This is a genomic window from Massilia sp. LMS1-1-1.1, assembly GCF_040815535.1.
GTDB classification, from domain to species: Bacteria; Pseudomonadota; Gammaproteobacteria; order Burkholderiales; family Burkholderiaceae_D; genus Janthinobacterium; species Janthinobacterium aestuarii.
Map to the genome: position 1 here is coordinate 287137 of NZ_JBFPNG010000012.1, position 25839 is coordinate 312975.

26 protein-coding genes are annotated in these 25839 nt (G+C 61.0%); 17 read left to right on the plus strand and 9 right to left on the minus strand.

Annotated elements, in window-relative coordinates:
- Nucleotide 1: 1 nt before the first annotated feature.
- The 4 genes from MRBLMS1_RS11270 to kynU all read right to left on the minus strand — a co-directional run bounded on the left by MRBLMS1_RS11270 (nucleotide 2) and on the right by kynU (nucleotide 4866).
- Nucleotides 2–2056: a hypothetical protein gene (locus tag MRBLMS1_RS11270; protein ID WP_485879468.1), complete on the minus strand. Its 2055-nt coding sequence runs from the start codon at nucleotides 2054–2056 to the stop codon at nucleotides 2–4.
- Nucleotides 2057–2158: 102 nt separating this feature from the next.
- On the minus strand, nucleotides 2159–2704 hold the full coding sequence (locus MRBLMS1_RS11275; protein WP_485879469.1) for an RBBP9/YdeN family alpha/beta hydrolase: 546 nt from the start codon (nucleotides 2702–2704) through the stop codon (nucleotides 2159–2161).
- A 15-nt stretch (nucleotides 2705–2719) separates the two neighbouring features.
- The gene (gene kynA / locus MRBLMS1_RS11280; RefSeq protein WP_485879470.1) at nucleotides 2720–3607 is read right to left on the minus strand and encodes a tryptophan 2,3-dioxygenase; all 888 of its coding nucleotides are present in this window, start codon (nucleotides 3605–3607) and stop codon (nucleotides 2720–2722) included.
- A gap of 8 nt (nucleotides 3608–3615) precedes the next feature.
- On the minus strand, nucleotides 3616–4866 hold the full coding sequence (gene kynU / locus MRBLMS1_RS11285; protein ID WP_485879471.1) for a kynureninase: 1251 nt from the start codon (nucleotides 4864–4866) through the stop codon (nucleotides 3616–3618).
- A 607-nt stretch (nucleotides 4867–5473) separates the two neighbouring features.
- Here kynU and flhD point away from each other — a divergent pair.
- The 15 genes from flhD to MRBLMS1_RS11360 all read left to right on the plus strand — a co-directional run bounded on the left by flhD (nucleotide 5474) and on the right by MRBLMS1_RS11360 (nucleotide 19089).
- The gene (flhD, locus tag MRBLMS1_RS11290; protein ID WP_034758381.1) at nucleotides 5474–5791 is read left to right on the plus strand and encodes a flagellar transcriptional regulator FlhD; all 318 of its coding nucleotides are present in this window, start codon (nucleotides 5474–5476) and stop codon (nucleotides 5789–5791) included.
- 60 nt (nucleotides 5792–5851) lie between these two features.
- Complete coding sequence (flhC, locus tag MRBLMS1_RS11295; RefSeq protein ID WP_128139896.1) at nucleotides 5852–6412, plus strand: flagellar transcriptional regulator FlhC; 561 nt, start codon at nucleotides 5852–5854, stop codon at nucleotides 6410–6412.
- Between the two features lie 81 nt (nucleotides 6413–6493).
- Nucleotides 6494–7300, plus strand: coding sequence for a class I SAM-dependent methyltransferase (locus MRBLMS1_RS11300; protein WP_485879472.1), 807 nt, complete (start codon nucleotides 6494–6496; stop codon nucleotides 7298–7300).
- A 218-nt stretch (nucleotides 7301–7518) separates the two neighbouring features.
- On the plus strand, nucleotides 7519–8379 hold the full coding sequence (gene motA / locus MRBLMS1_RS11305; RefSeq protein ID WP_128139895.1) for a flagellar motor stator protein MotA: 861 nt from the start codon (nucleotides 7519–7521) through the stop codon (nucleotides 8377–8379).
- A gap of 58 nt (nucleotides 8380–8437) precedes the next feature.
- The gene (gene motB / locus MRBLMS1_RS11310) at nucleotides 8438–9403 is read left to right on the plus strand and encodes a flagellar motor protein MotB (protein WP_128139894.1); all 966 of its coding nucleotides are present in this window, start codon (nucleotides 8438–8440) and stop codon (nucleotides 9401–9403) included.
- A gap of 46 nt (nucleotides 9404–9449) precedes the next feature.
- Nucleotides 9450–9998 (plus strand): hypothetical protein, encoded by a 549-nt coding sequence (locus tag MRBLMS1_RS11315; protein WP_034758366.1) that lies wholly within the window; start codon nucleotides 9450–9452, stop codon nucleotides 9996–9998.
- An 83-nt stretch (nucleotides 9999–10081) separates the two neighbouring features.
- Complete coding sequence (locus tag MRBLMS1_RS11320) at nucleotides 10082–10447, plus strand: response regulator (protein ID WP_034758362.1); 366 nt, start codon at nucleotides 10082–10084, stop codon at nucleotides 10445–10447.
- Nucleotides 10448–10490: 43 nt separating this feature from the next.
- Nucleotides 10491–12692, plus strand: coding sequence for a chemotaxis protein CheA (gene cheA, locus MRBLMS1_RS11325; protein WP_128139893.1), 2202 nt, complete (start codon nucleotides 10491–10493; stop codon nucleotides 12690–12692).
- A gap of 30 nt (nucleotides 12693–12722) precedes the next feature.
- Nucleotides 12723–13229 carry a chemotaxis protein CheW gene (locus tag MRBLMS1_RS11330; RefSeq protein WP_034758356.1) on the plus strand — a complete coding sequence of 169 codons (507 nt, stop codon included), beginning with the start codon at nucleotides 12723–12725 and terminating at the stop codon, nucleotides 13227–13229.
- A 195-nt stretch (nucleotides 13230–13424) separates the two neighbouring features.
- Entirely contained in the window at nucleotides 13425–15152 is a 1728-nt protein-coding gene (locus tag MRBLMS1_RS11335) for a methyl-accepting chemotaxis protein (RefSeq protein WP_485879473.1), read from the plus strand.
- A gap of 70 nt (nucleotides 15153–15222) precedes the next feature.
- A complete protein-coding gene (locus tag MRBLMS1_RS11340; protein WP_092712375.1) occupies nucleotides 15223–16095 on the plus strand; it encodes a CheR family methyltransferase in 873 nt (290 codons plus the stop codon).
- A gap of 9 nt (nucleotides 16096–16104) precedes the next feature.
- Complete coding sequence (gene cheD / locus MRBLMS1_RS11345; protein WP_034758343.1) at nucleotides 16105–16713, plus strand: chemoreceptor glutamine deamidase CheD; 609 nt, start codon at nucleotides 16105–16107, stop codon at nucleotides 16711–16713.
- Between the two features lie 108 nt (nucleotides 16714–16821).
- A complete protein-coding gene (locus MRBLMS1_RS11350) occupies nucleotides 16822–17892 on the plus strand; it encodes a protein-glutamate methylesterase/protein-glutamine glutaminase (RefSeq protein ID WP_035826603.1) in 1071 nt (356 codons plus the stop codon).
- 147 nt (nucleotides 17893–18039) lie between these two features.
- Nucleotides 18040–18438, plus strand: a complete 399-nt coding sequence (gene cheY / locus MRBLMS1_RS11355; RefSeq protein WP_026132837.1) for a chemotaxis response regulator CheY — start codon at nucleotides 18040–18042, stop codon at nucleotides 18436–18438.
- A gap of 198 nt (nucleotides 18439–18636) precedes the next feature.
- Nucleotides 18637–19089 (plus strand): hypothetical protein, encoded by a 453-nt coding sequence (locus MRBLMS1_RS11360; RefSeq protein ID WP_485879474.1) that lies wholly within the window; start codon nucleotides 18637–18639, stop codon nucleotides 19087–19089.
- Nucleotides 19090–19128: 39 nt separating this feature from the next.
- Here the strand turns inward: MRBLMS1_RS11360 and panC are convergent, their stop codons facing one another.
- From panC to metG, 5 genes are all read right to left on the minus strand, one after another.
- The gene (gene panC / locus MRBLMS1_RS11365; RefSeq protein WP_070219724.1) at nucleotides 19129–19968 is read right to left on the minus strand and encodes a pantoate--beta-alanine ligase; all 840 of its coding nucleotides are present in this window, start codon (nucleotides 19966–19968) and stop codon (nucleotides 19129–19131) included.
- 54 nt (nucleotides 19969–20022) lie between these two features.
- A complete protein-coding gene (locus tag MRBLMS1_RS11370; protein WP_034758323.1) occupies nucleotides 20023–20955 on the minus strand; it encodes a segregation and condensation protein A in 933 nt (310 codons plus the stop codon).
- Between the two features lie 17 nt (nucleotides 20956–20972).
- Nucleotides 20973–21182: a DUF3460 family protein gene (locus tag MRBLMS1_RS11375; protein ID WP_035826611.1), complete on the minus strand. Its 210-nt coding sequence runs from the start codon at nucleotides 21180–21182 to the stop codon at nucleotides 20973–20975.
- A 107-nt stretch (nucleotides 21183–21289) separates the two neighbouring features.
- Nucleotides 21290–21769 carry a GNAT family N-acetyltransferase gene (locus MRBLMS1_RS11380; RefSeq protein WP_034758490.1) on the minus strand — a complete coding sequence of 160 codons (480 nt, stop codon included), beginning with the start codon at nucleotides 21767–21769 and terminating at the stop codon, nucleotides 21290–21292.
- Between the two features lie 19 nt (nucleotides 21770–21788).
- A complete protein-coding gene (gene metG, locus MRBLMS1_RS11385) occupies nucleotides 21789–23942 on the minus strand; it encodes a methionine--tRNA ligase (RefSeq protein ID WP_485879475.1) in 2154 nt (717 codons plus the stop codon).
- A gap of 160 nt (nucleotides 23943–24102) precedes the next feature.
- Between metG and apbC the strand changes: the two genes are divergently transcribed.
- Together apbC and MRBLMS1_RS11395 are read left to right on the plus strand one after the other, a co-directional pair.
- A complete protein-coding gene (gene apbC, locus MRBLMS1_RS11390) occupies nucleotides 24103–25191 on the plus strand; it encodes an iron-sulfur cluster carrier protein ApbC (protein ID WP_034758315.1) in 1089 nt (362 codons plus the stop codon).
- Nucleotides 25192–25339: 148 nt separating this feature from the next.
- Nucleotides 25340–25747, plus strand: coding sequence for a DUF4399 domain-containing protein (locus MRBLMS1_RS11395; protein WP_485879476.1), 408 nt, complete (start codon nucleotides 25340–25342; stop codon nucleotides 25745–25747).
- Nucleotides 25748–25839: the final 92 nt, after the last annotated feature.

Consider the following 25839-nt stretch of genomic DNA (forward strand, 5'->3'; position numbering starts at 1 on the left):
CTCATAGTCCTATCGGATAGTCCACTTTCCTGGGGGGAGGGCAGCCTTCCGGCCCCGGAAACGTCTGCTTGCCCGTGTCGTCGTAGCGTTTGCCGCACTCGACGAGCACGCGCTTGCGGAAGGTGTAGATGCTGGCCACCTTGCCATTCGGGTGGTAGCAGATATTGTCGCCGTCGCGGTCGGCCGAAGCGTAGCTGATCATGGTCTCGCCGTTGACCGTGCGCGTGCTGTGGCCGCTGCGCGGCTCCGTGCATTTGAGCTGGCCGCTTTCGTAATAGACGTTCAAGACCGAGGTGTCGGCGGCGCGGTCGACCAGCAGTTCATCCTTGCGCTTGCCGTTCGGGTAGTTCGAATAGCCTTCCTGGCGCTGGCCGTACTGGAAGGCGTAGTAATACTGCGGCTTGCCGTCCGGGTAGTACATATGGTGGTACTCGCATACGTCGTCGCGCGTGCTGCCGTATTCCTTGAAGGTGCAGCGGTGGATGTCGTTGAGCAGCTGGCCGTCTTCATAGTACTCGCGCAGGTGCGTGAGCAGGCGGCCCTGGTCGATGACGGCCAGGCGCTCCGGCTTGCCGTTCGGGTAGTAGCGCGCGTCCAGGCCCTGCTTCTTGCCCATGTCCCACAAAGTATCGAGGCGCAGGATCTTGCCGCTGTCGTCGAACGCCTGTTCACGCCCATCGAGCTGGCCGTTGCGGTAGGTGGCCGTGTAGACCACGTATTCCTTGCCGGCCGGGCCCAGATAGCGCGTGCGGCTGCCTTCGAGCACGCCGGCCTGGTAATGGTCGCGCAGGCGCAGCGCGCCCTGCGCATCCGTGTCGATCGCTTCGCCCTGTTTTTTGCCTTGCACGAAAGTGACGCGTTGCGTGGCCTTGTCCTTGAGCTTGAGCTTCCACGGCCCGTCGCGCAAGCCTTCGATGAAGCTGCCGTCGCCGTCTTCCGTGATCCACGCGCCATGGCGCGAGCCGTTCACGTAGTTGCCGCGCGTTTGCAGCTTGCCGCCCATGCTGCGTTCGTGCGGGCCGTTCAGCTGGCCGCCCGCGTAGGTGTCGAAGCCCGTCACTTCCTCTGCATCGGCATAGTTGACGACCGTCCAGCGGCCTTCGCGCTTGCCGGCCCGGTACATGCCGCTCTCGTTCTGTTTTGGATAATTGAAGTACCACATGCCTTCCTGCAGGCCGTCGACGAAATGGCCTTTTTCGCTGCCTTCGTGCATGCCTTCGCGCACCCACAGGCCCTGGCGCTTGCCTTTCGCGTACTGGCCCCGCTCGACCACCGAGCCGTCGTCCCAGGCCAGGCTGTAGATGACGGAAGGGCCTTCCTGGCTGCCCGTGAACTGCTTCGGCGCCGTTTCCCACGTTACTTGCCACAGGCGGTAATTGCGCAGGATGCCGGCGCCCGCATCGCTGTACAGGGTGTAGCTGGCGGTGAGAAAACGCTCGCCTTTTTTCTCGAAGGTTTTCTTGTAGATGATGGCGTCCTGGCTGCCAGCCTCCACGGGCTTGCCCTCATCGCTGTAGTAGCCGACGATGGTGCCCTGCGTATGGTCGATGGCGTCGAAGTCCGCATTGCCGCTCTTGCCGCGCGCGACGCTGTAGTCCATCGGCGCCAGCTTGGCCAGCGCCGCCTTGACCTGGCCCGCGTTGGGCGCGGCGCTTTGCGCCACGATGCGGTTCAGGGCCGGCTGCAAGCCGTCGAGGCGCCGGTACTTGCCGGAACTGCGGTGGTAGCGGTAGGCGCGCAAGCCGTTCTTGCCGTCCTGGCGGAACAGCACCAGCATGGTTTGCACGCTGTCGTCCGATTCCTTGTCCAGCGAGGCGTAGAAGACGGAACGGATGACGGCGTTGCCGAACTGGTCGAGCAAAATGGGCTTTGAATTGCTGCCCTTGCACTCGCAGTAATAGCCGTTGACGCCTTCTTTTTCCTTGAGAAAGGCGATGTCGAAGCCGCTGTCCTGCGAGGCGGTGATGGCGGGATGGGCGAGGGTCTTGCCTTCGTAGAAGGGCGCGCCGTGGGCGAAGGCGGAGCAAAGCAGCAAGGGCAGAAGCAGACGTTTCATCGTGATACTGGCGCCGGGGCGCCGCAATGGAAAGGCCACGATTCTGCCTGCGTTCTTACTTGTGGGCAAATGGGCGCGCGTCTATCGTGTGCGCGCCCTGGTTCAGGGCTGGTGCGCGGCGCAGAAGTCCAGCAGCAGCTGCTCACCGTCCGGCCACGGGCCGTAGCCGGCGTCGCCGTTGATATGGCCGGCGTCGCCGATCATGGTGAAATCGCTGCCCCAGGCGGCGGCAAACGCGCGTGCCCGCGCGAAGCTGACGTAGGGATCATCGCCGCTGGCGACCACCAGGCTGGGAAACGGCAAGGCTTGCAGCGGCATCGGCGCAAAGCCCGTCGTGCCGGACGGGTAGGAGGGCGCTTCCACATCGCTGGGGGCGACGAGGAAGGCACCGGCGATCTTGTGCGGCGAGCCGCTGGCCGCCCAATGGGCCACCAGCGTGCAGGCCAGGCTGTGCGCTGCCAGCACGGGCGGGCGCTCGCAGCCGGCGATGGCACGGTCGAGCTCCGCCACCCATTCGTCCTTGTCCGGCGTCTGCCATTCCCGGTGCGGCACGCGCGACCATTGCGGGTGGCGCGCTTCCCAATGGGTTTGCCAGTGCTGCGGCCCGGAATTCCACAGGCCGGCCAGGGTCAGGACGAGAGGCGACATCAATGCTCCTTAAAGTTATAACTCCGTGCGTAGGGCGAATAGCTCGGGGAACAATACCACGTCGAGCATCTTGCGCAAATAGCTGACGCCCGCCGTGCCGCCCGTGCCCGTCTTGAAGCCGATGATGCGCTCGACCGTCGTCACGTGGCGGAAGCGCCAGAAGCGGAAGGACGTTTCCAGGTCGACCAGCTTTTCGGCCAGCTCGTACAGGGCCCAGTGTTTCGACGGGTCGCGGTAGACTTCCAGCCACGCCGCCTTGACGGAGGCGTCGGCGCTGGTCGGCAGGGTCCAGTCGGCGTCCAGGCGCTCGGGGGCGATATGCAGGCCGCTGCGCGCCAGCAGCTTGATCGATTCATCGTAGACGGAGGGCGTGCGCAGGGCGGCGTCGAGCACCTTGTAGGTGTCGGGCGCCGTCGTGTGCACGTTGAGCAGGGCCGCGTTCTTGTTCCCCAAAATGAATTCGATCTCGCGGTACTGGAAGGACTGGAAGCCGGACGAGGCGCCCAGGTAGGGACGGATGGCCGTGTATTCGGGCGGCGTCATGGTGGCCAGCACGTCCCAGGCGTGCACCAGCTGGTCCATGATGCGCGCCACGCGTGCCAGCATTTTAAAGGCGGGCGCCAGGTCGCCGCTTTGCAGGTTGGCGCGCACGGCGTGCATTTCGTGCAGCATCAGCTTCATCCACAATTCGCTCGTCTGGTGCTGCACGATGAACAGCATTTCGTTGTGGTTCGGCGACAGCGGATGCTGGGCCGTGAGGATGCGGTCCAGCGCCAGGTAGTTGCCGTAGCTCATCGATTCACTGAAATCCATTTGCGCGCCATGCCATTGCGCATCCTGGCCGCCCGCATGCATGGGGCAGCCGCTGGTGTTTTCCTTGTTCATATTCTTGTCGTCGCTCATGGGGTGATTCAGGTGACGGCATCGCGCTTGGCGGCGATGTCGTAGGCTAGTGTGTCGAGGATGTCGCGCAGGATTTCCACGGCATCCCACACGTCGGCAAAGCTCGTGTACAGGGGCGTGAAGCCGAAGCGCATGATGGCCGGTTCGCGGTAGTCGCCGATGACGCCGCGCGCGATCAGTGCCTGCATGACGGCATAGCCATGCGGGTGCGTGAAGCTGACCTGGCTGCCGCGGCGCGCATGCTCGCGCGGCGTGACGAGACCCAGCGGATGGCTGGCGCAGCGCTGCTCCACCAGCGCGATGAACAGGTCTGTCAGGGCCAGCGACTTGCGCCGGATGGCTTCCATGCTTGTTTGCGCAAAGATATCGAGGCCGCATTCGACGAGGGCCAGCGAGAGTATCGGCTGCGTGCCGCACAGGGCGCGGGCGATGCCGTCTGCCGGCGCAAAGCCCGGGTCCATGGCGAACGGTGTGGCGTGGCCCCACCAGCCGGACAAAGGCTGGCGGAAGCGCGCCTGGTGTTTTTCCGGCACCCAGATGAAGGCGGGCGAGCCGGGGCCGCCATTCAGGTATTTGTAGGTGCAGCCGACGGCCAGGTCGGCGCCGGCGCCGCTCAGGTCCAGCGGCACGGCGCCGGCCGAATGGGCCAGGTCCCACAGTGCCAGCGTGCCCTGCGCGTGGCAATGGCTGCTGATGGCGGCCATGTCGTGCTGGTAGCCGGTGCGGTAGTTGACGTGCGTGAGCATGGCGACGGCGCAATCGGCATCGATCGCTTGCGCCAGTTCCTCGGGACTGTCGACCAGACGCAGCTGGTAGCCGCGGTCGAGCCAGGCGGACAGGCCTTGCGCCATGTACAGGTCGGTGGGGAAGTTGCTGCGTTCGCTGACGATGATGCGCCGCGCGGCATGCGCGGGATCGCTGGCCTGCATCTGCAGGGCGGCGGCCAGGGCCTTGAACAGGTTGACGGACGTGGTGTCGGTGATCACCACTTCGCCCGTGCCGGCGCCCAGCAGCGGGGCCAGGCGGTCGCCCAAGCGCTTGGGCAGGTCGAACCAGCCGGCCGTATTCCAGCTGCGGATCAGGTCCGTGCCCCATTCTGCCGTGATGACGTGCTGGGCGCGGGCCAGGGCCGCTTTCGGCCGCGCGCCCAGGGAATTGCCGTCGAGGTAAATCACGCCTTGCGGCAAGTCGAACTGCTGGCGCAAGGGCGCCAGGGGATCGTCGAGGTCGCGCGCGCTGCAGTCATGTCGAGAAATCATGGTGGCTTTCATGTTGGTACTTGTGTCAATGGCACGATATTGCTTGAAGCTTAAAGTATTGTGCGGAAGCAGGCAGTGTAGCAAATCCACGCCGGAAAGCGGAATTTCCGCGCTCGATGAGGCGCGCGAAGTGCCTGCCTGCGGGGCGTCAACGAAAAAAATCACGATTTTTAAAAATATTTTTCAAATAGCCCTAAAGTTTTCCCAGACACCGCCGTCAACGAATACATGAACGGTGTCAAACCGGCCGAAAAAGAATGCGGATCTTTGAAATATTTTTCAAAAAAGCCCTAAAGTTCCTGTCCAGGCAGCCGTTATCTAGGTAGACAGGCTTGATTCCGATCAAGTTGTTGTAAAAAAGTGATATTTTTTACAGGCCAAAAATTGGCTAAATCCGGCATGCAGCCAACCACTCACATCCGCGCCGTTACTGGCGTGCGACCATGATCGAGCAGTGTTTGTCAGACAAACACCTACGATCGCATCCGCCATTTCCCGACCAAAAATACAGCGCTGCGCCTCTGTTGCGTTTAATGTTGCTCCTGCAGAATGTATCTCACTGGCAACAAACAATGCCAGCTGAATTCAACGGATTGAGGAGATGGAAATGACTGCTAACGACATGATGGCTGAGATTCGCGACGCTAACCTGAGCTACCTGATGCTGGCCCAGCAAATGATTCGTGCGGACAAGGTAACGGCCATCTTCCGTTTGGGCATTGCCGCCGAAATCGCCGAACTGATCGAAGGCATGAGCAATGCGCAGATCCTGAAGCTCGCTGGCGGCAACATGATGCTGGCCCGCTTCCGCTTCGACGACAGCGCCATCCTGGGCATGTTGACGAACTACAATAAAGACCGCTCGCTGGCCCAGTCGCACGCAGCCATTCTGATGGCAGGCCAAGGCGTCGAAGAAATCGCTTGATTCAGCAAGCTTTCAGTCAGTAGCAGTTAGTTAGCATCAGTCAGTCGCGGAGTACACAGCATGGCCAAGAAAAGTGTCGTATCGGAAGCGCAGGAAATCCAGCTGGCCATCGAATTGATACAGCTGGGTGCCCGTTTGCAACTGCTGGAGACGGAAGTCTCGCTGTCGCGCGAACGCCTGCTGAATCTGTACAAAGAATTGAAGGGCGTATCGCCGCCCAAGGGCATGTTGCCGTTTTCTACCGACTGGTTCATCACCTGGCAACCGAATATCCATTCCTCGCTGTTCATCAATATCCACAAATTCCTCGTTGATCACGCCGGCGCCACGGGCATCGAAGCCGTGATGAAGGCCTATAAACTGTATCTGGAACAGATGCCGCCCGAAGCGGGCGAAGAGCCGCTGTTGTCGCTGACGCGGGCCTGGACCCTCGTGCGCTTTTTCAGCAGCAAAATGCTGGACATGGCGCCCTGCGGCAAGTGCGGCGGCAAGTTCGTCGTCAACTGCCTCGACCTGAACGCCGATTATGTATGCGGCCTGTGCCACATGCCTTCGCGGGCCGGCAAGACCAAGAAGGCGCGCGATGAAGCGGCCGCTGTCGCGCCGGGCGCGCTTGCCTGAGTCGTAGATCTGAGTCGTACATATATATATAAGACAGAGAGCAAGCCGGAGCCGGTCGCCTGACCGCACTCCGGCTTTTTCATGTCTCCATCGCTTACACTGGCGTTTTCCTCCTTCGACTACCCCATGCTGCAACAAATCCTGCGCGCGCCCGCGCTCAAGGCCATCCTGATCCAGGTGCTGGCCTTTCCCTTGATGTTGCTATTGGTATATGGCCTGGCGCGCGCCGGCGTCGCCATGTCGCTGCCGGCCGTGGCGCTGGTGCAGGGCGTGCTGGCGGCGCTCATCACGTGGCGCGCGGGACTGGCGCGCTGGTGGTGCGCCATCGGCCTGCTGTTTGCGCCCGCCTTGCTGGCCGCCAGCCTGCTTGATTTGCCCCCGGCCGTGTTCCTGGCGGCCTTTGTTTTCCTGCTGAGCCTGTACTGGTCCACATTCCGCACGCAAGTGCCGTTTTATCCGTCGGGGCCAAAGGTATGGCAGGCCGTAGCCGGGCTGATCGCGGACCGTCCCGGCGTGCGCCTGATCGATATCGGCAGCGGCCTGGGCGGCCTGGTGCTGGACCTGGCGCGGCGCCGGCCCGACGGACAGTTTTCCGGTATCGAACTGGCGCCGCTGCCGTGGCTGGCAAGCCGCTTGCGCGCGAAGCTGGCGGGCAGTCGCGCGCGCTTCCTGCGCGGCGACTACGAAGCGCTCGATTTCGGCCGCTACGATGTCGTGTTTGCCTACCTGTCGCCGGCGGCGATGGCAGCCCTGTGGAGCAAGGCGGAAAGGGAAATGTTGCCCGGTAGCATGCTTTTTAGTTACGAATTCCAGATTGCGGCACGCAAGCCCGATAAGACCATCGCCGCCACAGAGGGTGGTCCTTTGCTTTACATATGGTGCTTTTAAGCAATTGTCTGCGTTATTTGCTTGCCCGTGGGGCAATCTCACGTTATTGTAGTTCCACACGGCATTTTCTCGGAATTGCGTTGAAAAGCAGAGCATTTCAATTAACTTTCAGTTACTTTTTTGCCACTGTCCTTGCCGGCGGCGCAGCCGCCAGGAGACAGGAACAGGTTTGAACATGCCGGGCACACAGCCCCGGCCATTATTGGGAGTCAGGGCACTTGTTAGTCATAATCGGATACATCATCGTTTGCGCCTCGGTCTTTGGCGGCTTCGCAATGGCCGGCGGCCATCTGGCGGCGCTGTTCCAGCCGCTGGAGTTGCTGATGATCGGCGGCGCCGCCCTGGGCGCCTTCCTTGTTGGTAACAATAACAAGGCCATCAAGGCAACGATCGCCGCCTTGCCCAGCCTGTTCAAGGGTTCGCGCTATACCAAAGAGCTGTATATGGAACTGATGTCCTTGCTGTTCGAAGTGCTCAGCAAGGTGCGCAAGGAAGGCTTGATGTCGATCGAAGGCGATATCGACAAGCCGGAAGAAAGCCCGCTGTTTTCCAAGTACCCGGCCGTGCTGGCCGACCACCACATCGTCGAATTCATGACCGATTACCTGCGCCTGATGGTGTCGGGCAATATGGATGCGTTCCAGATCGAAAACCTGATGGACAACGAAATCGAGACGCACCATCACGAAGGCGCCGTGCCGGCCCACGTGATCGCCAAGGTGGGCGATGGCTTGCCTGCGTTCGGTATCGTCGCCGCCGTGATGGGCGTGGTGCACACGATGGAATCGGTGGGCCTCCCGCCGGCAGAACTGGGCATGCTGATCGCGCACGCGCTGGTCGGCACCTTCCTCGGCATCTTGCTGGCCTATGGTTTCGTCGGCCCGCTGGCCAGCCTGCTCGAACAGAAGCTGGAAGAGTCGAGCAAGATGTTCCAGTGCGTGAAAGTGACCTTGCTGGCCAGCCTGAACGGCTATGCGCCGGCGCTGGCCGTGGAGTTCGGCCGCAAGGTGCTGTTCTCGACCGAGCGCCCGACGTTCAATGAGCTCGAAGACCACATCAAGAAATCGAAAACGAAGTAAGCAGTGAATATACGCCTGGATACCATGAGTCATTTGCAGCACACGGAAGGGGGACGCCATGGCCGATGAAGGCATGCGCCCGATTATCGTCAAGCGTATCAAGAAGACAGCTGGCGGCCACCATGGCGGGGCGTGGAAGATCGCCTACGCCGACTTTGTCACGGCCATGATGGCCTTCTTCCTGCTGATGTGGCTGCTGGGCTCCACGTCGAAGGGCGACTTGAACGGCATTTCCGAATTCTTCAAGACGCCGCTGAAAGTGGCGATGGCGGGCGGCTCAGGCAGCGGCGAGAGCAATTCCGTGATCCAGGGCGGCGGCCAGGACTTGTCGCGCCAGGATGGGCAGGTGCGCAAGGCGCAGGAAGAGCAGCAGCGCAAATCGTTCGACCTCAATTCCGCCAAGGCCGCGCTCGAACGCGAAGAGGGCAAGCGCCTGCAGGCGCTCAAGGCACGCATCGAAGCGACCATCGACGCCAATCCCCTGTTGAAAAAATACAAGAACCAGTTGCTGCTCGATATCACCAGCGAAGGCTTGCGCATCCAGATCGTCGACGAGCAGAACCGTCCAATGTTTGCGCTCGCCAATGCGAATCTGCAACCGTACACCAAGGAAATCCTGCACGCGATCGGCTTCGTGCTCAACGAAGTGCCGAACCGCATCGGCCTGTCCGGCCATACGGATTCGACGCCTTACATGAGCGATGCCGGCTACAGCAACTGGGAATTGTCGGCCGACCGCGCGAATGCGTCGCGGCGCGAACTGGTGATCGGCGGCATGAAGGAAGAAAAAGTCTTGCGCGTGGTGGGCCTGGGCTCGGCCGCCCACCTGGACAAGCTCGACCCCTTCAATCCGATCAACCGGCGCATCAGCATCATCGTCATGAACAAACGCACGGAAGAAAATGTCCTGCGCGATGGTTCGGCGATAGAGCTGCCGGTGACCGATGCCGCTTCCGCCGCTGTCGCGTCAGGGCTGGCGGCCGGTGCGCCGCCCGCTCCCGCCCCGGCAGCGGCGAAAAAATAACACGCAAGGCTGTCGACGCGTGGTGTACTGAAACAATGAGACCTTTATGACAAGAAAGAAAATACTTGGCTCGCATGTAAAACGCCTGCTGTCTGGCGTGTCGGACCATGGCCGCAAGCACTTGACGGAGGTGGAAACCGACCTGGTGCAGACCGGCATCTTGCTGGAAGAGGCGATCGAGAAGCTGTCCTTCAATTTCATGGCGATACACGCAGCCGTTGCTGCGCAGCAAGACACCATCGCCTTGCTGCTCGACGGCGGTATTCCGGCCGAGCAGCAGCGCGAAAAACTGCTGGCGTTGCAGGATGAGGTGGGGGGCTATGTGAATGCGGCCATCACCAGCCTGCAATTCCAGGACATGACCAGCCAGCTGATCGAGCGCACCTTGAAGCGCGTGACGGGCTTGCGCGAGTTCCTCGGGACCCTGGGCGAGCATGGCGCGGAGATGTTGCCGGAGAGCGACAATGAAGAAATTGTCGCCTTGCTGGGACGGGTCAGCATGGCGCTGGCGATTCAAAGCCTGGAGTTGCGCAGCGTGCTGCGCAAGGCTGTCAGTCAACAGCATTTGGAAAGTGGCGACATCGAGCTGTTCTAGCATGCCAGTGCGGAGCGCTTGTGGTTGCATGGATTGATTAATCAAATACTCGGGCAGGATGCCCGGAATAAGTGGGAGCAAAGATGGCCAAAACGATACTTGCAGTGGACGATTCCAGCTCATTGCGCCAGATGGTGGCGTTCAGCCTGAAAGCCGCCGGTTACCAGGTGGTGGAGGCCGTCGACGGCCAGGACGGACTGGAAAAAGCCAAGCTGCAAACCGTGGACCTGGTATTGACGGACCAGAATATGCCGCGCATGGATGGCCTGGAACTGATCAAGCTGCTGCGTGAACTGCCGACCTACCAGAAGGTACCCATCCTGATGCTGACGACGGAGTCGTCGGACGAGATGAAATCGAAAGGACGTGCCGCCGGCGCCAATGGCTGGCTGGTCAAGCCGTTCGATCCGCAACGCCTGATCGAAGTGGTCAAGAAGGTGATCGGCTGATGCCAGCCGCGCAGTGCAATGATGCAATTGACGGAGTCACCCTATGACCATCGATATTAGCCAGTTTTTTCAGGTCTTTTTCGATGAGGCCGAAGAACTGCTGGCTGAAAAGGAACGGCTGCTGCTGGCCGTTGATATTGCGGCGCCCGACGCCGAAGACCTGAATGCCATTTTCCGCACCGCCCATTCGATCAAGGGCGGCGCGTCGACGTTCGGCCTCTCCGACATGAGCGAGGTGACGCACATCCTCGAGTCGCTGCTCGACCGCATCCGCCAGGGCCAGATGGCGCTGACGGCGGAACACGTCGACGCCTTCCTGGCGGCCAAGGATATCCTCAAGATGCAGCTCGACGGCCACCGTCTGGGCAGCGCCGTCGACCAGGATGCCGTGGCCAATGTGCGCATGATGCTGCAGTCGTTCTCGCAGGACGTGCCCGTGGCTGCGCTCACGCCCGTCGCGCCGGCCTTCCATACGGCGGAAAAAGCCGCCGTCAGCCATGCCGGCGGCCATCGCATCCGCCTGGAGCTGCCAGCCATGGAGCCGCGCGAAGTCGATGCGCTGGCGGCCGAACTGGGCTTGCTGGGCGATGTCGCCGTGTCCGCCTTGCCCGACGCGCGCAAGGTGCTGGAAGTGACGACGCATGAAAGCCTGGACGATATCCTGGCCATCTGCTCGTTCGTGCTCAATCCCGACGACATGGTCATCACGCAGGCGCCGCCACTGGCGCCAGGCGAAGCCGAAGCGGCCCGCGCGGCGCAGGAAAAAGCCCAGGGCTACGGTTTCTTCGACCCGCTGCCAGGCACGCCAGCCGCGCAGGGCGCGACGGACCCCGGTTATGGCTTCTTCCAGCCGCTCGAGGATATCCGCGCCGCCGCCGGCGTGCAGAGCGACGCCGAACAGGGCTACGGTTTCTTCCAGCCCCTCGAACAGATACGCGCCGACGCCGCCAAGGCGGGCAACGCCAGCGCTGCCGCCGCGCCGGCCGTGGCCAGCGCCGTGGCCGAAGCGGAGCAGGAAAAGAAACCGGCCAAGAAAGAAGGCGACAAGGCCGGCGCCGAATCGTCGTCGATCCGCGTCTCGATCGAGAAAGTCGACCAGCTGATCAACCTGGTGGGTGAACTGGTGATCACGCAGGCGATGATCGAGCAGCGCGCCAGCGCGCTCGACCCGATGCTGCATGAAAAGCTGCTCGACAGCGTCAGCCACCTGACGCGCAACACGCGCGACTTGCAGGAAGCGGTGATGTCGATCCGCATGATGCCGATGGATTTCGTCTTTTCGCGCTTCCCGCGCATGGTGCGCGACCTGGCCACGAAACTGGGCAAGAAGGTCGATTTCATCACGAATGGCGCCGCCACGGAACTGGACAAGGGCCTCATCGAGCGCATCGTCGATCCGCTCACGCACCTGGTGCGCAACAGCATCGACCATGGCGTGGAAATGCCGGCCGCCCGCGTGGCCGCCGGCAAGACCGAAGCGGGCCGCTTGTTCCTCTCGGCCAGCCACCAGGGCGGCAACATCATCATCGAAGTATCCGATGATGGCGCGGGATTGAACCGTGAACGCATCCTGGCCAAGGCTGCGCAGCAGGGGCTGGACGTGTCCGAGTCGATGAGCGACGCCGACGTGTGGCAGCTGATTTTCGCACCCGGCTTTTCCACCGCCGAAGCCGTCACCGACGTATCGGGCCGCGGCGTGGGCATGGATGTCGTCAAGCGCAATATCAGCGCCATGGGCGGCGTCGTCGACATCCGTTCGGCAAAAGGCTTCGGCACGACGATTTCCATCTCGCTGCCGCTGACCCTGGCCATCCTCGACGGCATGTCGATCAGAGTCGGCGACGAAGTGTATATTTTACCGCTGGGCTTTGTCATCGAATCGCTGCAGCCAGCCGTTGAAGATATCAAGGACATCAGCGGCAAGGGGCAAGTGGTGAAAGTGCGCGGCGAATACCTGCCATTGATCCCGCTGTACCAGATGTTCGACATCGCGCCGCGCTTTACCAGCCCTTCGGAAGGCATCTGCGTGATCCTCGAGACGGAAGGACGCAAGGCGGCCCTGTTTGTCGACGACCTGGTGGGACAGCAGCAAGTCGTGGTGAAAAACCTCGAATCGAATTACCGCAAGGTGGTGGGCATTTCCGGCGCCACCATTCTGGGCGATGGCGGCGTGTCGCTGATTCTCGATGTCGCCGCCCTGATCCGTTCCTCGCGCCAGCTGGCTGACGAGTCCATTTTTTCGTAATACCGATAGATAAAGATAGGAAAACGCACCATGTCAGATACTCAACAAACATCCGGAAGCAATGCGGGCGACGGCAAGGATATCGCCGGCCGTGAATTCCTGGCCTTCACCCTGGGCTCCGAAGAGTACGGCATCGATATCCTGAAGGTCCAGGAGATCCGCGGCTACGAAGCGGTCACCCGCATCGCCAACGCGCCTGAATTCATCAAGGGCGTGATCAACCTGCGCGGCATCATCATTCCCGTGGTCGACATGCGCATCAAGTTCAACCTGGGCACGCCCGTGTACGACCAGTTCACGGTGGTGATCATCCTGAACATCGGCGGCCGTATCGTCGGCATGGTGGTTGACAGCGTTTCCGACGTCACCACCCTGACGCCGGAGCAGGTGAAGCCGGCGCCGGAAATGGGCACCGCCTTCTCGACCGACTACATGATCGGCCTGGGCACCATCGACGAGCGCATGCTGATCCTGGTCGACATCGACAAGCTGATGTCGAGCAGCGAGATGGGCCTGATCGACAAGCTGGCGGCGTAAGCCTCCGCATGGCAGCAAGGCGGCGCCCGGTGCGCCGCCGTTTTACCACGCAAAGAATCACTACAGATATGCATGTACCGGCGCGAGCAGTCGCTAGAGGCGCGCCGGCAGGCTGCAAGGTCCGACAGAGACCAGGCCATAACACGGCGCCGTCCGGTTGAACGGGCGCCGTTCACATAAATATTGGAGACTGTAATGAGTTTGCGCGATTTCAAGATAGGCACCCGGCTGGGGATAGGTTTTGGCAGCATTCTCGCCATCCTGGTGGTGGTGATCGTTTCGGCGAATGCACTGAATTACCGTAACAAGGCCCAGCTGCTCACGGGTCTGGAGCTGGCAAGCGAAAAGAATACGCAGGCGTCGCTGATGAAAAGCGCGATGCTGGAAACGGGTATCGCCATGCGCAATATCGGCTTGCAGGGCGATGTGGCCCTGATGCAGGCGGAAGAGGGCAAGGTGCGCGAGCAGCGCAAGCTGTACGACGGCGCGCGCGGCAAGCTGGCCACCCTGGGCCTGTCCGATGGCGAGAAGGCGCTGCTGGCCAATATCGCCAAGGTCGACGGCGAAGTCGATGCCGCCTTCAAGGAAGCGATGGGGCAGGTGCTGGCGTTTAACAGCGAGGGCGCGGCGAAGGTGATCGCCACCCGCATCGATCCCTTGAACAAGACGACCCTGGCCGATATCAACAAGCTGCTCGACTTGCAGCACGTGGCGCAGCAAAGCTTCATGGACGACTCGCTGGCGGCCGATGCGCGCCTGATGACTGTATTGTTCATCCTGGGCGGCGCGGCGGTGGCGATCGGCGCCTGGTGCGCCATCTTCATCACGCGCTCGATCACGGTGCCGCTGTCCGGCGCGGTGGCCGTGGCGCAGAAGGTGGCGGCCGGCGAACTGACGTCGCGCGTGGTGGTCGAAGGCAAGGATGAAACGAGCGCGCTGCAGCAGGCGCTCAAGGACATGAACGAGAGCTTGGTGCAGACGGTCAGCGACGTGCGCAAGGGAACGGAAACCATCACCGTGGCCTCGCGCGAGATCGCCAGCGGCAATGCGGACCTGTCGGCGCGCACGGAAACGCAGGCCAGTTCGCTCGAAGAGACGGCCTCGTCGATGGAAGAGCTGACGTCGACCGTGAAGCAGAACGCGGACAACGCGCGCCAGGCCAACCAGCTGGCCGTGTCGGCGTCGTCGGTGGCGGAGCAGGGCGGCAAGGTGGTGGCGCAAGTGGTCGATACCATGGGTTCCATCAAGGACAGCTCGCGCAAGATCGTCGACATCATCGGCGTCATCGACGGCATTGCGTTCCAGACGAATATCCTGGCATTGAATGCGGCCGTCGAAGCGGCGCGCGCAGGCGAGCAGGGACGCGGTTTTGCGGTGGTGGCGTCGGAAGTGCGCAATCTGGCGCAACGATCGGCTGGCGCAGCGAAGGAAATCAAGGGCCTGATCGGCGACTCGGTCGACAAGGTCGATGCCGGCAGCCGCCTGGTGGACGAGGCGGGGCAGACCATGGGCCTGATCGTCACGTCGATCCGGCAGGTGGCCGACATCATGGGCGAGATCACGGCGGCGACGCAGGAACAGAGCCACGGTATCGAGGAAGTGAACCAGGCCATCGCGCAGATGGACCAGATGACGCAGCAAAATGCGGCACTGGTCGAGGAAGCGGCGGCGGCCGCCGAAAGCATGCAGGAGCAGGCGCAGAATCTCGGCAACGCCGTCAGCATCTTCAAGCTCGACGGCGAGAGCGCGGCGCAGGCGGCCATGCCCGCACCCGCGCCAGCGCCGGTAGTAAAAGCGGCGATACGGCCGGCAACGAGTGTGGCGGCAAATACACGGCGATTGGCACAGACGGCGCAAGCCGGCTCGCCACCGCCCGCGAAAAAGCTGGCGGCGGCCGGCGGCGACGATTGGGAAGAGTTCTAACGCCAACCCGGTCCCGCTAGTTATACTTGCAAAGGCATTGGTCAGAGTAGTCATAGAGAGGTAAAAACAAATGCCGCAAACTAAAACGGATTCGGTCAAGGAATTTGATTTCACTGGCAAGGACTTCGAACGGGTCCGCGCCATGATTTACAAGCGGGCCGGCATCGCGCTGGCCGACAGCAAGCAGGAAATGGTCTACAGCCGCCTGGCCAGGCGATTGCGCGCGACCGGCATCTCCTCGTTCGTCCGCTACCTGGACGACCTGGAAGCTGGCCGCATGGGCGACGAGTGGGAAGCGTTCACGAATGCGCTGACGACCAACCTGACGTCGTTCTTCCGCGAGGCGCATCACTTCCCGCTGCTGGCCGAGCATGTGAAAAAACTGAGCGGGCCGATCACCATCTGGTGTTCGGCCAGTTCCACCGGCGAGGAGCCGTACTCGATCGCCATGACGGTGTGCGAGGCGTTCAATACGCTCACGCCGCCCGTCACCATCATCGCCACGGACATCGACACCAACGTGCTGGCCACGGCCGCCAATGGCGTCTACAACCTGGACCGGCTCGACAAGATGCCGGCCGACCGGGCGCGGCGCTTTTTCTTGCGCGGCAAGGGCGACCGCGAAGGACAGGTGCGGGTGCGCCCTGAACTGCGCCAGATGATCACCTTCAAGCCGCTCAACCTGCTGGCCGACAGCTGGCCGGTGACGGGGCAGTTCGACGTCATCTTTTGCCGCAACGTGATGATTTATTTTGACAAGGCGACGCAGCGCAAGATCCTGTCGCGCTTTGTGCCACTGATGAAGCCCGATGCCCTGCTGTTTGCAGGCCATTCGGAGAATTTTCTGTACGTGTCGGATTCATTGAAGCTGCGCGGTAAAACAGTCTATGAGCTCGACCAGCCCCGGGGCGCCGCGCCCAAGGCAACGTCGCATCGTACATGAGAGTGAAATATGAGCCTGGAATCCAAAGAGCAATTCGCCACTAACGTCTATTACGACAGGACGTTCAACTGTGACGCCGCCAAGATCTTGCCTGGTGAGTACTACTTTACCAACAAGGACATGCTGATCGTCACCGTGCTCGGCTCCTGCGTCTCGGCCTGCATCCGCGACCGCGTCACGGGCCTGGGCGGCATGAACCACTTCATGCTGCCCGATGGCGGCAGCGATCCGAACAGCCCGATTTCCGCGTCGATGCGCTATGGCACCTACGCCATGGAAATCCTGATCAACGATTTGCTGAAGGCGGGCGCGCGGCGCGAGAACATGGAAGCGAAAGTGTTCGGCGGCGGCGCCGTGCTGCGCGGCTTCACGGCGATCAACGTCGGCGAACGCAATGCGGCCTTCGTCATCAACTACCTGAAAGCGGAAAAGATGCGCGTGGTGGCCGAAGACCTCAACGACATCCACCCGCGCAAGGTCTACTTCTTCCCCCGCAGCGGCAAGGTGCTGGTGAAAAAGCTGATGCAGACGCATAACGATACCCTGGTACGCCGCGAACTCGATTACGCCAGCCGCCTCAAGGTCGCGCCGGTCGGCGGCGAAGTCGAACTGTTCTGACAAACACCATGCCAAACCTGCTGCGCGTCGCGCTGTGCGGCTTGCGGCGGTTTGTCCGGTGTACTAATTTAATAAAGAATACGGGCCGCAAGGCCTGGAAGGATAACTATGAAGATCAAGGTATTGATCGTGGATGACTCGGCGTTGATCCGCAGCGTCATGACGGAAATCGTGAACAGCCAGCCCGACATGGAAGTGGTGGGTGCGGCGCCCGATCCGCTGGTGGCGCGCGAGATGATCAAGCAGACCAACCCCGACGTGCTGACCCTCGACGTCGAGATGCCGAAGATGGATGGCCTCGATTTCCTGGAAAAACTGATGCGCTTGCGCCCGATGCCGGTGCTGATGGTGTCGTCCTTGACCGAGCGCGGTTCGGAAATCACCATGCGCGCGCTGGAACTGGGCGCCGTCGATTTCGTCACCAAGCCGAAGATATCGATCCAGAGCGGCATGCGCGAGTACACGGACATGATCGCCGACAAGATCCGTGCCGCCTCGAAAGCACGCATCCGCGCGCGCACCCTGCCGTCGGCCGGCGACAAGGTGGCAGCACCGTTGCCTGCCCTGCGCAGCCCATTGACGTCGAGCGAAAAGCTGATCATCGTGGGCGCCTCCACGGGCGGCACGGAAGCGATCCGCGAATTCCTCATGCAGATGCCGTCCGATTGCCCCGGCATCCTGATCACGCAGCACATGCCGGAAGGCTTTACGCGCTCGTTCGCGCGCCGCCTCGATTCGCTGTGCAAGATTTCGGTGCAGGAAGCGGCGGGCGGCGAACGCGTGCTGCCCGGGCACGCCTACATCGCGCCCGGCCATTCGCACCTGACCCTGACGCGCAGCGGCGCCAACTACATGACCAAGATCGACCAGGGCGAACCGGTCAACCGGCACCGTCCGTCCGTCGATGTGCTGTTCCGTTCAGCCGCGCAATCGGCCGGTAAAAACGCCGTCGGCGTGATCCTCACCGGCATGGGCAAGGATGGCGCACAAGGCATGTTGGAGATGAAGGCCGCAGGAGCGTATAATTTTGCGCAGGATGAAGCCAGTTGCGTGGTGTTCGGCATGCCGCGCGAGGCGATCGCTGTCGGCGCTACGCATGAGGTCGGCGCTTTGACGGCGCTGCCTGGCATGGTGCTGGGACACCTGGCGGCGCACGGTATGCGTGCTTTGCGCGTGTAAGCCACGTTTTATATGATCTCAGGCAAGTTTGTTCGCCTAAAAGCAACGAAAATGCTATCCTACAACTTGCTGCCGTAGTGTCGACCATAATGTCGGCATTCATGTCGATATTATTAACAAACCGCTACAGAAACAACGGAGTTATTCATGGCTGATCCAAAGATGAAATTTTTAGTCGTTGACGATTTTTCGACGATGCGCCGCATTGTCCGGAATCTGTTGAAGGAACTGGGTTATGCCAACGTCGATGAGGCGGAAGACGGCGTGATGGGCCTGGCCAAGCTGCGCGCGGAATCGTTCGATTTCGTCGTGTCGGACTGGAACATGCCAAACATGGATGGCCTGACGATGCTGCAGCATATCCGCGCCGATCCCGCACTGGCCAAGCTGCCTGTGCTGATGGTCACCGCCGAAGCGAAAAAAGAAAACATCATCGCCGCCGCGCAAGCTGGCGCCAGCGGTTATGTCGTCAAGCCGTTCACGGCCGCGACCCTCGATGAAAAGCTGAACAAGATTTTCGAGAAGCTGGAAAAAGCCGGCGCCTGATCCAGGCTTGACCGTTATCAAGAAAAACGCTGCCCGTGCAAACCGGCAGCGTTTTTTTCGTCCGCTTGCGCCGATCACATGAGATTGCGCAAAAGAATGAAATATTTCCTAAAGTTAACTTTACACGTCAAATAATTTGGCCCATGATCGCTGCAGTATTTCCCCTTTGTCCCCGACCCCGACAAGAAGGAGCGCGCGATGCGCCGAGCACCCGTATTATTTTTCGCCCTGAGCACGGCCCTGTTGGCGGCCTGTGGCGTGAGCCTTGAACAAACCGCCGTTGCGCCTGTCGCGTCTGTCGAGATGCAGGAGCCGGCCGCGCAGGCGAAAGCCGAAGGTGATGACAGGCATGCCTATCTGCACCGCGTGGGCGGCCATGATTATGTCAGCCTGAGCCAGCACGGGCCCGAGGGCGGCTTGCCCATCCTCACGGGCACGCAGCGCCACGCGCGCGCCATCCGCCTGCTGGCGGCCGATCCGGCCCAGGCAAGGGCCATCCTGCGCAGCCTGAGGCTGCCTGCGAGCCAGCGCAAACTGTGGGCAGGAGAGGAAATCGTGCTCGACACGGCCAGCTACGACATGTTGCAAGCGGCCCGCGGCAGCAACAAGCCGCTGTTTGCCGAACTCAAGCTGGTAGGGATGGAGAAGTAGAGAAAGAAACGGGGCCGAATGGCCCCGTTGTGATTGCGCTTAGATTTCCAGGTTGTCGATGAGTCGGGTCTGCCCCAGCTTGGCGGCAGCCAGCACCACCAGCGGTTCGCCGGCGGCCAGCTCGGCGGCGCTCGGTGCTTGCAGGTTGGCGCGCTTGCGCACGGCGATGTAGTCCGATTTCCAGCCGCGGCTGTTCAACAGCTGCATGCTGGCCTGTTCCAGTTCGCCCACGGCCAGATTGCCCTTGCGCACTTCCTCGGCCACGAAATTAAGTCCCTTGAACAGTTCCGGCGCTTCCGCGCGTTCGCTTTCCGATAAATACATATTGCGCGACGATAAGGCCAGGCCATCGTCCGCGCGGTAAGTTTCGGCGGCGATGATTTCCGTCGGCAGGGCGAACTGGCGTGCCATGTTGCGGATGATCATCAGCTGCTGGTAATCCTTCTTGCCGAACACGGCCACGCGCGGACCCACGCACGAGAACAGCTTGGTGACGACCGTGCACACGCCTTCAAAGAAGCCGGGGCGGAATTCGCCTTCCAGGGTATTGCCCAGGTCATCGGGCGGGCGTACGCGGTATTCCTGCGGTTCCGGGTACAGTTCCTTTTCCGTCGGCGCGAACAGCACGTACACGCCTTCCTTTTCCAGCTTGGCGATGTCGGCCGCCATGGTGCGCGGATATTTTTCGAAGTCTTCGTTCGGGCCGAATTGCAGGCGGTTCACAAAGATCGAGGCGACGACGGGGTCGCCATGCTTGCGCGCCAAACGCATCAGCGACAGATGGCCTTCGTGCAGGTTGCCCATGGTGGGGACGAACGCCGTACGCAGCTGTCCGCTGAGCTGGTCGCGCAATTCTTCGATGTCGGAAATAATTTTCATGGATTGCTTTCGCTAAAACCCCGTTGTACGGTGGTCAGTGACAAAGGGAAGGGGTCAGGCGGGCGAATAGGCCAGCCGGACGTAGATGGGGGCAAACGGTTCTGCCTGCGTGATTTCGATCAGGGTTTCCTTGGCCAGTTCCAGCAGGGCCACGAAGTTGACCACCACCACGGGCACGCCGCCGGCAATGTCGAACAGTTCGCTGAACTCGACGAAGCGCGATGATTGCAAGTGGCGCAGGATGCTTGACATGTGCTCGCGCACGGACAGTTCCTGGCGGCTGATGCGGTGGTGCTGGGTCAGCTTGGCCCGCTTCAGCACGTCGAGCCACGCCTGCTGCAAGTCCACCGGTTCCACGTCGGGCCAGGTGGGCGTCAGGCTTTGCTCGATGAAAATCTGCGTGCGCACGAAATCGCGCTCGAACTGGGGGATGGCGTTCAGGTCGTAGGCGGCCAGCTTGATCTGCTCGTACTCGAGCAGCCGGCGCACCAGTTCGGCACGGGGGTCACCACCATCTTCCTCGACGTCGCTTTTGCGCGAAGGCAAGAGCATGCGCGACTTGATCTCGATCAGCATGGCCGCCATCAACAGATACTCGGCGGCCAGTTCCAGGTTGCGCACGCGGATCTGGTCGACATATTTCAGATATTGCAGGGTCACCTGCGCCATCGGGATATCGAGAATGTTGAAGTTTTGCTTGCGGATCAGGTAGAGCAGCAAGTCGAGCGGGCCTTCGAAGGCTTCGAGGAAGATTTCCAGCGCGTCCGGCGGAATGTACAAATCCGTCGGCATGCGCATCATCGGCTCGCCATACAGGCGGGCGATGCCCAGCGGGTCGGCGGCGGGCGCCGCGTCCGTTACTGCCGTGGCGGATGCTGCAGGGTCGCCGCTGCCGTCGCCGTCAGCGACAGGTGGGGGCGACTCGATGACTGCGCCGGCACCGGAAGCGTCGGCTTCCGGCGTGACTGCAGACTCTTCAGGCAACATCGTGCCGGTTCCAGATCTTAGTTCTTGTTCTGGTAAACGTAAGCCTGTTGCTTGACGGCCGACGCCAGCTGGCGTTCCTGCTCATCGATGCTGACGGCCGGCTTGTCCCACAGCAGGGCGCGGCCCGCTTGCTGGCCCGCTTCCATGCCAGGATTCTTGGCCTTCAGTTCGGCGATGAACAAGGTGTGATCGGATACGTAGTTGGTGTGTTTTGCAGGCAGTTTCATATTCTTTTCTGAGTGTCTTATGGGTAAGGTCAGCCGGCCGTATTTTACCGCGCCGTGCGGCCTGGCGGGTTGTTGTATCGGCAAGTACGGGGCGAAATTGCTAAAAATCAATAACGCAGCAAACGCCGCATCACCATCGGTGCCGGTTCTGCGGGGTTGGCGTGCGAATATTCCAGTTCTTCGGCCAGGTCGAATTCGAAGGCCGCATAAAAATCGATCAGCTTGCGCTGGTCGCGCCGCACGGCCAGGCGCAATTCCTCGGCCTGGCATGACAGGCCATGATGAATGATGGCTTCGAGCAAGTGCTGCGAGACGTGGCTGCCCCGGTAGGCGGGCAGCACGCCCATGCGTGAAATCTTCCAGATGGCGGGGTCGCTGTCGAGCGGCATCCAGCGCAGCGAACCGGCTGGAATGTCGTCGATCAGCAACAGAAAGCCGCCGCCGTGGCGCAATTGCTCCGCCACTTGCTCTGCCGTCTCGTGGTGTCCGCTAGACGAGGCGGCCACCTTGCCGGCCCACGCGGCGCGGGTCAGCTCGGCCATCAGCTGTGCATCGGCATTCGTTGCTTCGCGCACCACGATATTCATCATCGGTCCTTGTGGAGGCTTAGCGGATGCGCATGCCAGGTTCGGCACCCGGCCACGGGTTCAGGATGTAGATGCCGGGATTCGCCTTCTCGTCTGCGGCGGACGCGGCCATGACCATGCCTTCCGAAATACCGAATTTCATCTTGCGCGGCGCCAGGTTGGCCACCAGCACCGTCAGCTTGCCGATCAGTTCTTCCGGCTGGTAAGCCGAGCGGATGCCGGAGAACACATTGCGCAAGCGGCCTTCGCCCGCATCCAGGGTCAGGCGCAGCAGCTTGTCGGAGCCGTCGACCAGTTCGCAGTTGACGATTTTCGCGATGCGCAGGTCGATCTTGAGGAAGTCGTCGATCTTGATTTCGGGTGCCAGTTCCTCGATGGCGGCAGCGGCTGCCACTGGAGCGGCGGCGTCATTGGCGGCGTCGCCGGCCGGCGCGGCAATGGCAGCAGCTTGCGGCGCGTCGAACAGCGCTTCGATCATCTTCGCATCCATGCGCGTCATCAAATGGCTGTAGGCGCCGATGGTACGGCCCAGCATGCTGTTCGAGACGGCGTCGCCGAACACTTGCGTGTCGGCCCAAGTAAACTCGGCGTCGTTGAGGAACGATGCCACGTTCTTCGCCACGCCCGGCAGGACCGGCGACAGCAAAATCGTCAGCTGGCGGAACAGGATCAGGGCCGTGGTGCACACGTCGTGCAGTTCCGCCGTCTTTTCGGCGTCCTTGGCCAGAATCCACGGCTTGTTTTCATCGACATACTGGTTGGTGATGTCGGCGATTTCCATGATTTCGCGCAAGGCCTTGCCGAATTCGCGGTTCTCGAAGTGCGCAGCGATGCTGGCCTGGCGCTCGACGATGACGCCGTTGACGTCCACCGTCAGCGCGCGGTTGATCCAGCTTTGCGCGCCTTCAGACAGCGTCGATGCCAGCTTGCCATCGAAACGCTTGGCGATGAAGCCGGCGCAGCGGCTGGCGATGTTCACGTATTTGCCGATCAAGTCGCTGTTCACGCGGGCAACAAAATCTTCGCCGTTGAAGTCCAGGTCTTCCACTTTCGAGTTCAGCTTGAAGGCGATGTAGTAGCGCAGCCATTCCGGGTTCATGCCCAGGTCCAGGTAGCGCAGCGGCGAAATGCCCGTGCCGCGCGACTTCGACATTTTTTCGTTGTTGACCGTCAGGAAGCCGTGGACGTTGACTTTCAGTTTGTCGATCACCGGGTGATTGGCGAACTTCAGCATGGCGGGCCAGAACAGCAAATGGAAGGAAACGATGTCCTTGCCGATGAAGTGGATCTGTTCCGTCGACGGGTCATTCAGGAAGGCGTCAAAATCGATGCCTTTCTTGTCGCAATAGTTTTTCAGGCTGGCCAGGTAACCGACGGGCGCATCCATCCACACATAGAAGAATTTACCCGGTGCATCAGGAATCGGGATGCCGAAGTAGGGCGCGTCGCGCGAGATATCCCAGTCGGCCAGCTTTTCACCGGCTTCGCCCAGCCATTCGCTGACCTTGTTGACCATTTCCGGCTGCAAGCGGCCTGGCGTGTTGAGCCAATCCTTGAGGAATTCGAAGCAGCGCGGATCGGACAGCTTGAAGAAATACTGTTCCGACGGCTTCATCACGGGCGTCGCGTTGGTAAACACCGAGAACGGGTTGACCAGGTCGGTCGGCTGGTAAGCGGCGCCGCACACTTCGCAATTGTCGCCGTACTGGTTCTTGGCGCCGCATTTCGGGCATTCGCCCTTGATGTTGCGGTCGGCCAGGAACATGCCTTTGACCGGGTCGAAGAAGCGGTCGACGGTTTTCGTGACGATCAGGCCCGTATCGCGCAGCTTGCGGTAGATCGATTGCGACAGGTCGACGTTTTCCGGCGAATCGGTCGAATACCAGTTGTCGAAGGCGATATGGAAGCCATCGAGGTACTGGGCGCGGCCGGCCGCGATGTTGGCGACGAATTGCTGCGGCGTGATGCCTTCCTTTTCGGCGGCGATCATGATCGGCGTGCCATGCGTATCATCGGCGCCCACAAAGTGCACTTCACGGCCGGCCGCGCCATCGCGTTGCATTCGCTGGAACCGGACCCAGATATCGGCCTGGATGTATTCCATGATATGGCCAATGTGAAAAGCGGCGTTTGCGTAAGGCAGGGCAGTGGTGACGAACAGCTTGCGAGTCATGATTGATGCACTTTTGGGATGGATAATAGGACATTTTAACAGCGGAAAGGCAATGTGAGCAGATGCAGGGCCGGCAAGTGATGCTTTTGCCGCCATCGCACCATGCAAATTTGCGCTAGACTGCGCGTATTGCACATATGTAGTACACACGGAGATTTACATGAGCATCACAGTAGAAGACGTCAAGGCCGCGCTGGCCCAGGTTATTGATCCAAATACACATAAAGATTTCGTTTCCAGTAAAACCGTCAAGAATCTGAAGGTCGATGGCGATGATATTTCGCTCGACATCGAGCTCGGCTACCCCGCTAAAAGCCAGATCGACCTGATCCGAAAATCCGTGCTGGCCGCCCTGCGCGTGCTGCCGGGCGTGGGCAACGTCAGCGTGGGCGTGTCGTCGAAAATCATTTCGCACACGGTGCAGCGCGGCTTGAAGCCGATGAGCAACGTGAAAAACATCATTGCCGTCGCTTCCGGCAAGGGCGGTGTTGGTAAATCGACCACAGCCGTCAACCTGGCCCTGGCCCTGGCGGCTGAAGGCGCCACCGTCGGCATGCTCGACGCCGATATCTATGGCCCGTCACAACCGATGATGCTGGGCATCAGCGGCCAGCCGAAGACGCTCGACGGCAAGAGCATGGAGCCGATGGAAAACCACGGCCTGCAAGTGTCATCAATCGGCTTCATGATCGATCCGGACGAGCCGATGGTGTGGCGCGGCCCCATGGTCACGCAAGCCTTGCAGCAATTGCTGGACCAGACCAACTGGCGCGACCTCGATTATTTGATCGTCGACATGCCGCCAGGCACGGGCGACATTCAATTGACCCTGTCGCAGAAAGTGCCCGTCACGGGCGCCGTGATCGTCACGACGCCGCAGGACATCGCACTGCTGGATGCGCGCAAGGGCTTGAAAATGTTCGAGAAAGTCGGCATTCCTATCCTCGGCGTGGTGGAAAACATGAGCACGCACATCTGCTCGAACTGCGGCCATGCGGAAGAAATCTTCGGCGCCGGCGGCGGCGCGAAGATGTGCGCGGACTTCGGCGTGGAATTCCTCGGCGCCTTGCCGCTGACCATGGCGATTCGCCAGCAGACGGATTCGGGTACGCCCACCGTCGTGGCCGAGCCGGAAGGCCCCGTCGCCGTGATCTACAAGCAGATCGCCCGCACCATCGCGATCAAGGTGGCGGAAAAGGCGAAGGATATGACCAGCAAGTTCCCGAGCATCGTGATCAAGAACGATTGATCGATAGCCAGCTTAAGCCCAAGGCAAAAACTGGGGTCGAACCCTCAGGGTTCGACCCCGGCCCTTCATGGGTTAACAATCCTGCGCCATGGTCGCCAGGAATATGGTTTCATGCAGTCCGTGTTGTTATTTAACAAGAGGAGACATCATGCAATTGACCACCGTATTCCTGCGTAAAACCGCCTTCGTGATCGCCGGCAGCCTGCTGGCCGCCAGCGCGTTTGCGCAATCCGTTTCCTTCGTCGAGCCAGCCGATGGTGCGACAGTGACGAGCCCGTTCAAGGTCAAGTTTGCCATCAAAGGCATGGACGTCAAGCCGGCCGGCGACATGACGGCCAAGACGGGCCACCATCATCTGCTCATCAATACTGGGCCGATGAAGGAGGGCGAGATGATACCCATGGACGAAAAGCATTTGCATTTCGGCAAAGGACAAACGGAAACGGACGTCACCTTGCCGCCGGGCCAGTACACCCTGACCATGCAGTTCGCCAACGGCGCGCACCAGTCGTATGGGCCGGAGCTGGCCAAAAGCATCAAGGTGACGGTCAAGTAAGCCAGGCATCGTCATCTGTTTCGGCATCAGGCCGGGTTCCAGCAATGGGGCCTGGCCTTTTTCTTGTTATTGCTTTTTGTCATTATTGTGTC

Bases quoted from the DNA above. Each gene is read 5' to 3' on its own strand.
- flhC (WP_128139896.1), top strand. From the start codon at position 5,852: ATGGCCAAGAAAAGTGTCGTATCGGAAGCGCAGGAAATCCAGCTGGCC.
- motB (WP_128139894.1), top strand. From the start codon at position 8,438: ATGGCCGATGAAGGCATGCGCCCGATTATCGTCAAGCGTATCAAGAAG.
- MRBLMS1_RS11350 (WP_035826603.1), top strand. From the start codon at position 16,822: ATGAAGATCAAGGTATTGATCGTGGATGACTCGGCGTTGATCCGCAGC.
- cheY (WP_026132837.1), top strand. From the start codon at position 18,040: ATGGCTGATCCAAAGATGAAATTTTTAGTCGTTGACGATTTTTCGACG.
- MRBLMS1_RS11335 (WP_485879473.1), top strand. From the start codon at position 13,425: ATGAGTTTGCGCGATTTCAAGATAGGCACCCGGCTGGGGATAGGTTTT.
- cheD (WP_034758343.1), top strand. From the start codon at position 16,105: ATGAGCCTGGAATCCAAAGAGCAATTCGCCACTAACGTCTATTACGAC.
- MRBLMS1_RS11380 (WP_034758490.1), bottom strand. From the start codon at position 21,769: ATGAATATCGTGGTGCGCGAAGCAACGAATGCCGATGCACAGCTGATG.
- panC (WP_070219724.1), bottom strand. From the start codon at position 19,968: ATGAAAATTATTTCCGACATCGAAGAATTGCGCGACCAGCTCAGCGGA.
- MRBLMS1_RS11395 (WP_485879476.1), top strand. From the start codon at position 25,340: ATGCAATTGACCACCGTATTCCTGCGTAAAACCGCCTTCGTGATCGCC.
- MRBLMS1_RS11315 (WP_034758366.1), top strand. From the start codon at position 9,450: ATGACAAGAAAGAAAATACTTGGCTCGCATGTAAAACGCCTGCTGTCT.
- flhD (WP_034758381.1), top strand. From the start codon at position 5,474: ATGACTGCTAACGACATGATGGCTGAGATTCGCGACGCTAACCTGAGC.
- MRBLMS1_RS11340 (WP_092712375.1), top strand. From the start codon at position 15,223: ATGCCGCAAACTAAAACGGATTCGGTCAAGGAATTTGATTTCACTGGC.
- MRBLMS1_RS11300 (WP_485879472.1), top strand. From the start codon at position 6,494: ATGTCTCCATCGCTTACACTGGCGTTTTCCTCCTTCGACTACCCCATG.
- kynU (WP_485879471.1), bottom strand. From the start codon at position 4,866: ATGATTTCTCGACATGACTGCAGCGCGCGCGACCTCGACGATCCCCTG.
- MRBLMS1_RS11360 (WP_485879474.1), top strand. From the start codon at position 18,637: ATGCGCCGAGCACCCGTATTATTTTTCGCCCTGAGCACGGCCCTGTTG.
- MRBLMS1_RS11270 (WP_485879468.1), bottom strand. From the start codon at position 2,056: ATGAAACGTCTGCTTCTGCCCTTGCTGCTTTGCTCCGCCTTCGCCCAC.
- kynA (WP_485879470.1), bottom strand. From the start codon at position 3,607: ATGAGCGACGACAAGAATATGAACAAGGAAAACACCAGCGGCTGCCCC.
- MRBLMS1_RS11375 (WP_035826611.1), bottom strand. From the start codon at position 21,182: ATGAAACTGCCTGCAAAACACACCAACTACGTATCCGATCACACCTTG.
- MRBLMS1_RS11330 (WP_034758356.1), top strand. From the start codon at position 12,723: ATGTCAGATACTCAACAAACATCCGGAAGCAATGCGGGCGACGGCAAG.
- MRBLMS1_RS11275 (WP_485879469.1), bottom strand. From the start codon at position 2,704: ATGTCGCCTCTCGTCCTGACCCTGGCCGGCCTGTGGAATTCCGGGCCG.
- MRBLMS1_RS11370 (WP_034758323.1), bottom strand. From the start codon at position 20,955: ATGTTGCCTGAAGAGTCTGCAGTCACGCCGGAAGCCGACGCTTCCGGT.
- apbC (WP_034758315.1), top strand. From the start codon at position 24,103: ATGAGCATCACAGTAGAAGACGTCAAGGCCGCGCTGGCCCAGGTTATT.
- metG (WP_485879475.1), bottom strand. From the start codon at position 23,942: ATGACTCGCAAGCTGTTCGTCACCACTGCCCTGCCTTACGCAAACGCC.
- MRBLMS1_RS11320 (WP_034758362.1), top strand. From the start codon at position 10,082: ATGGCCAAAACGATACTTGCAGTGGACGATTCCAGCTCATTGCGCCAG.
- cheA (WP_128139893.1), top strand. From the start codon at position 10,491: ATGACCATCGATATTAGCCAGTTTTTTCAGGTCTTTTTCGATGAGGCC.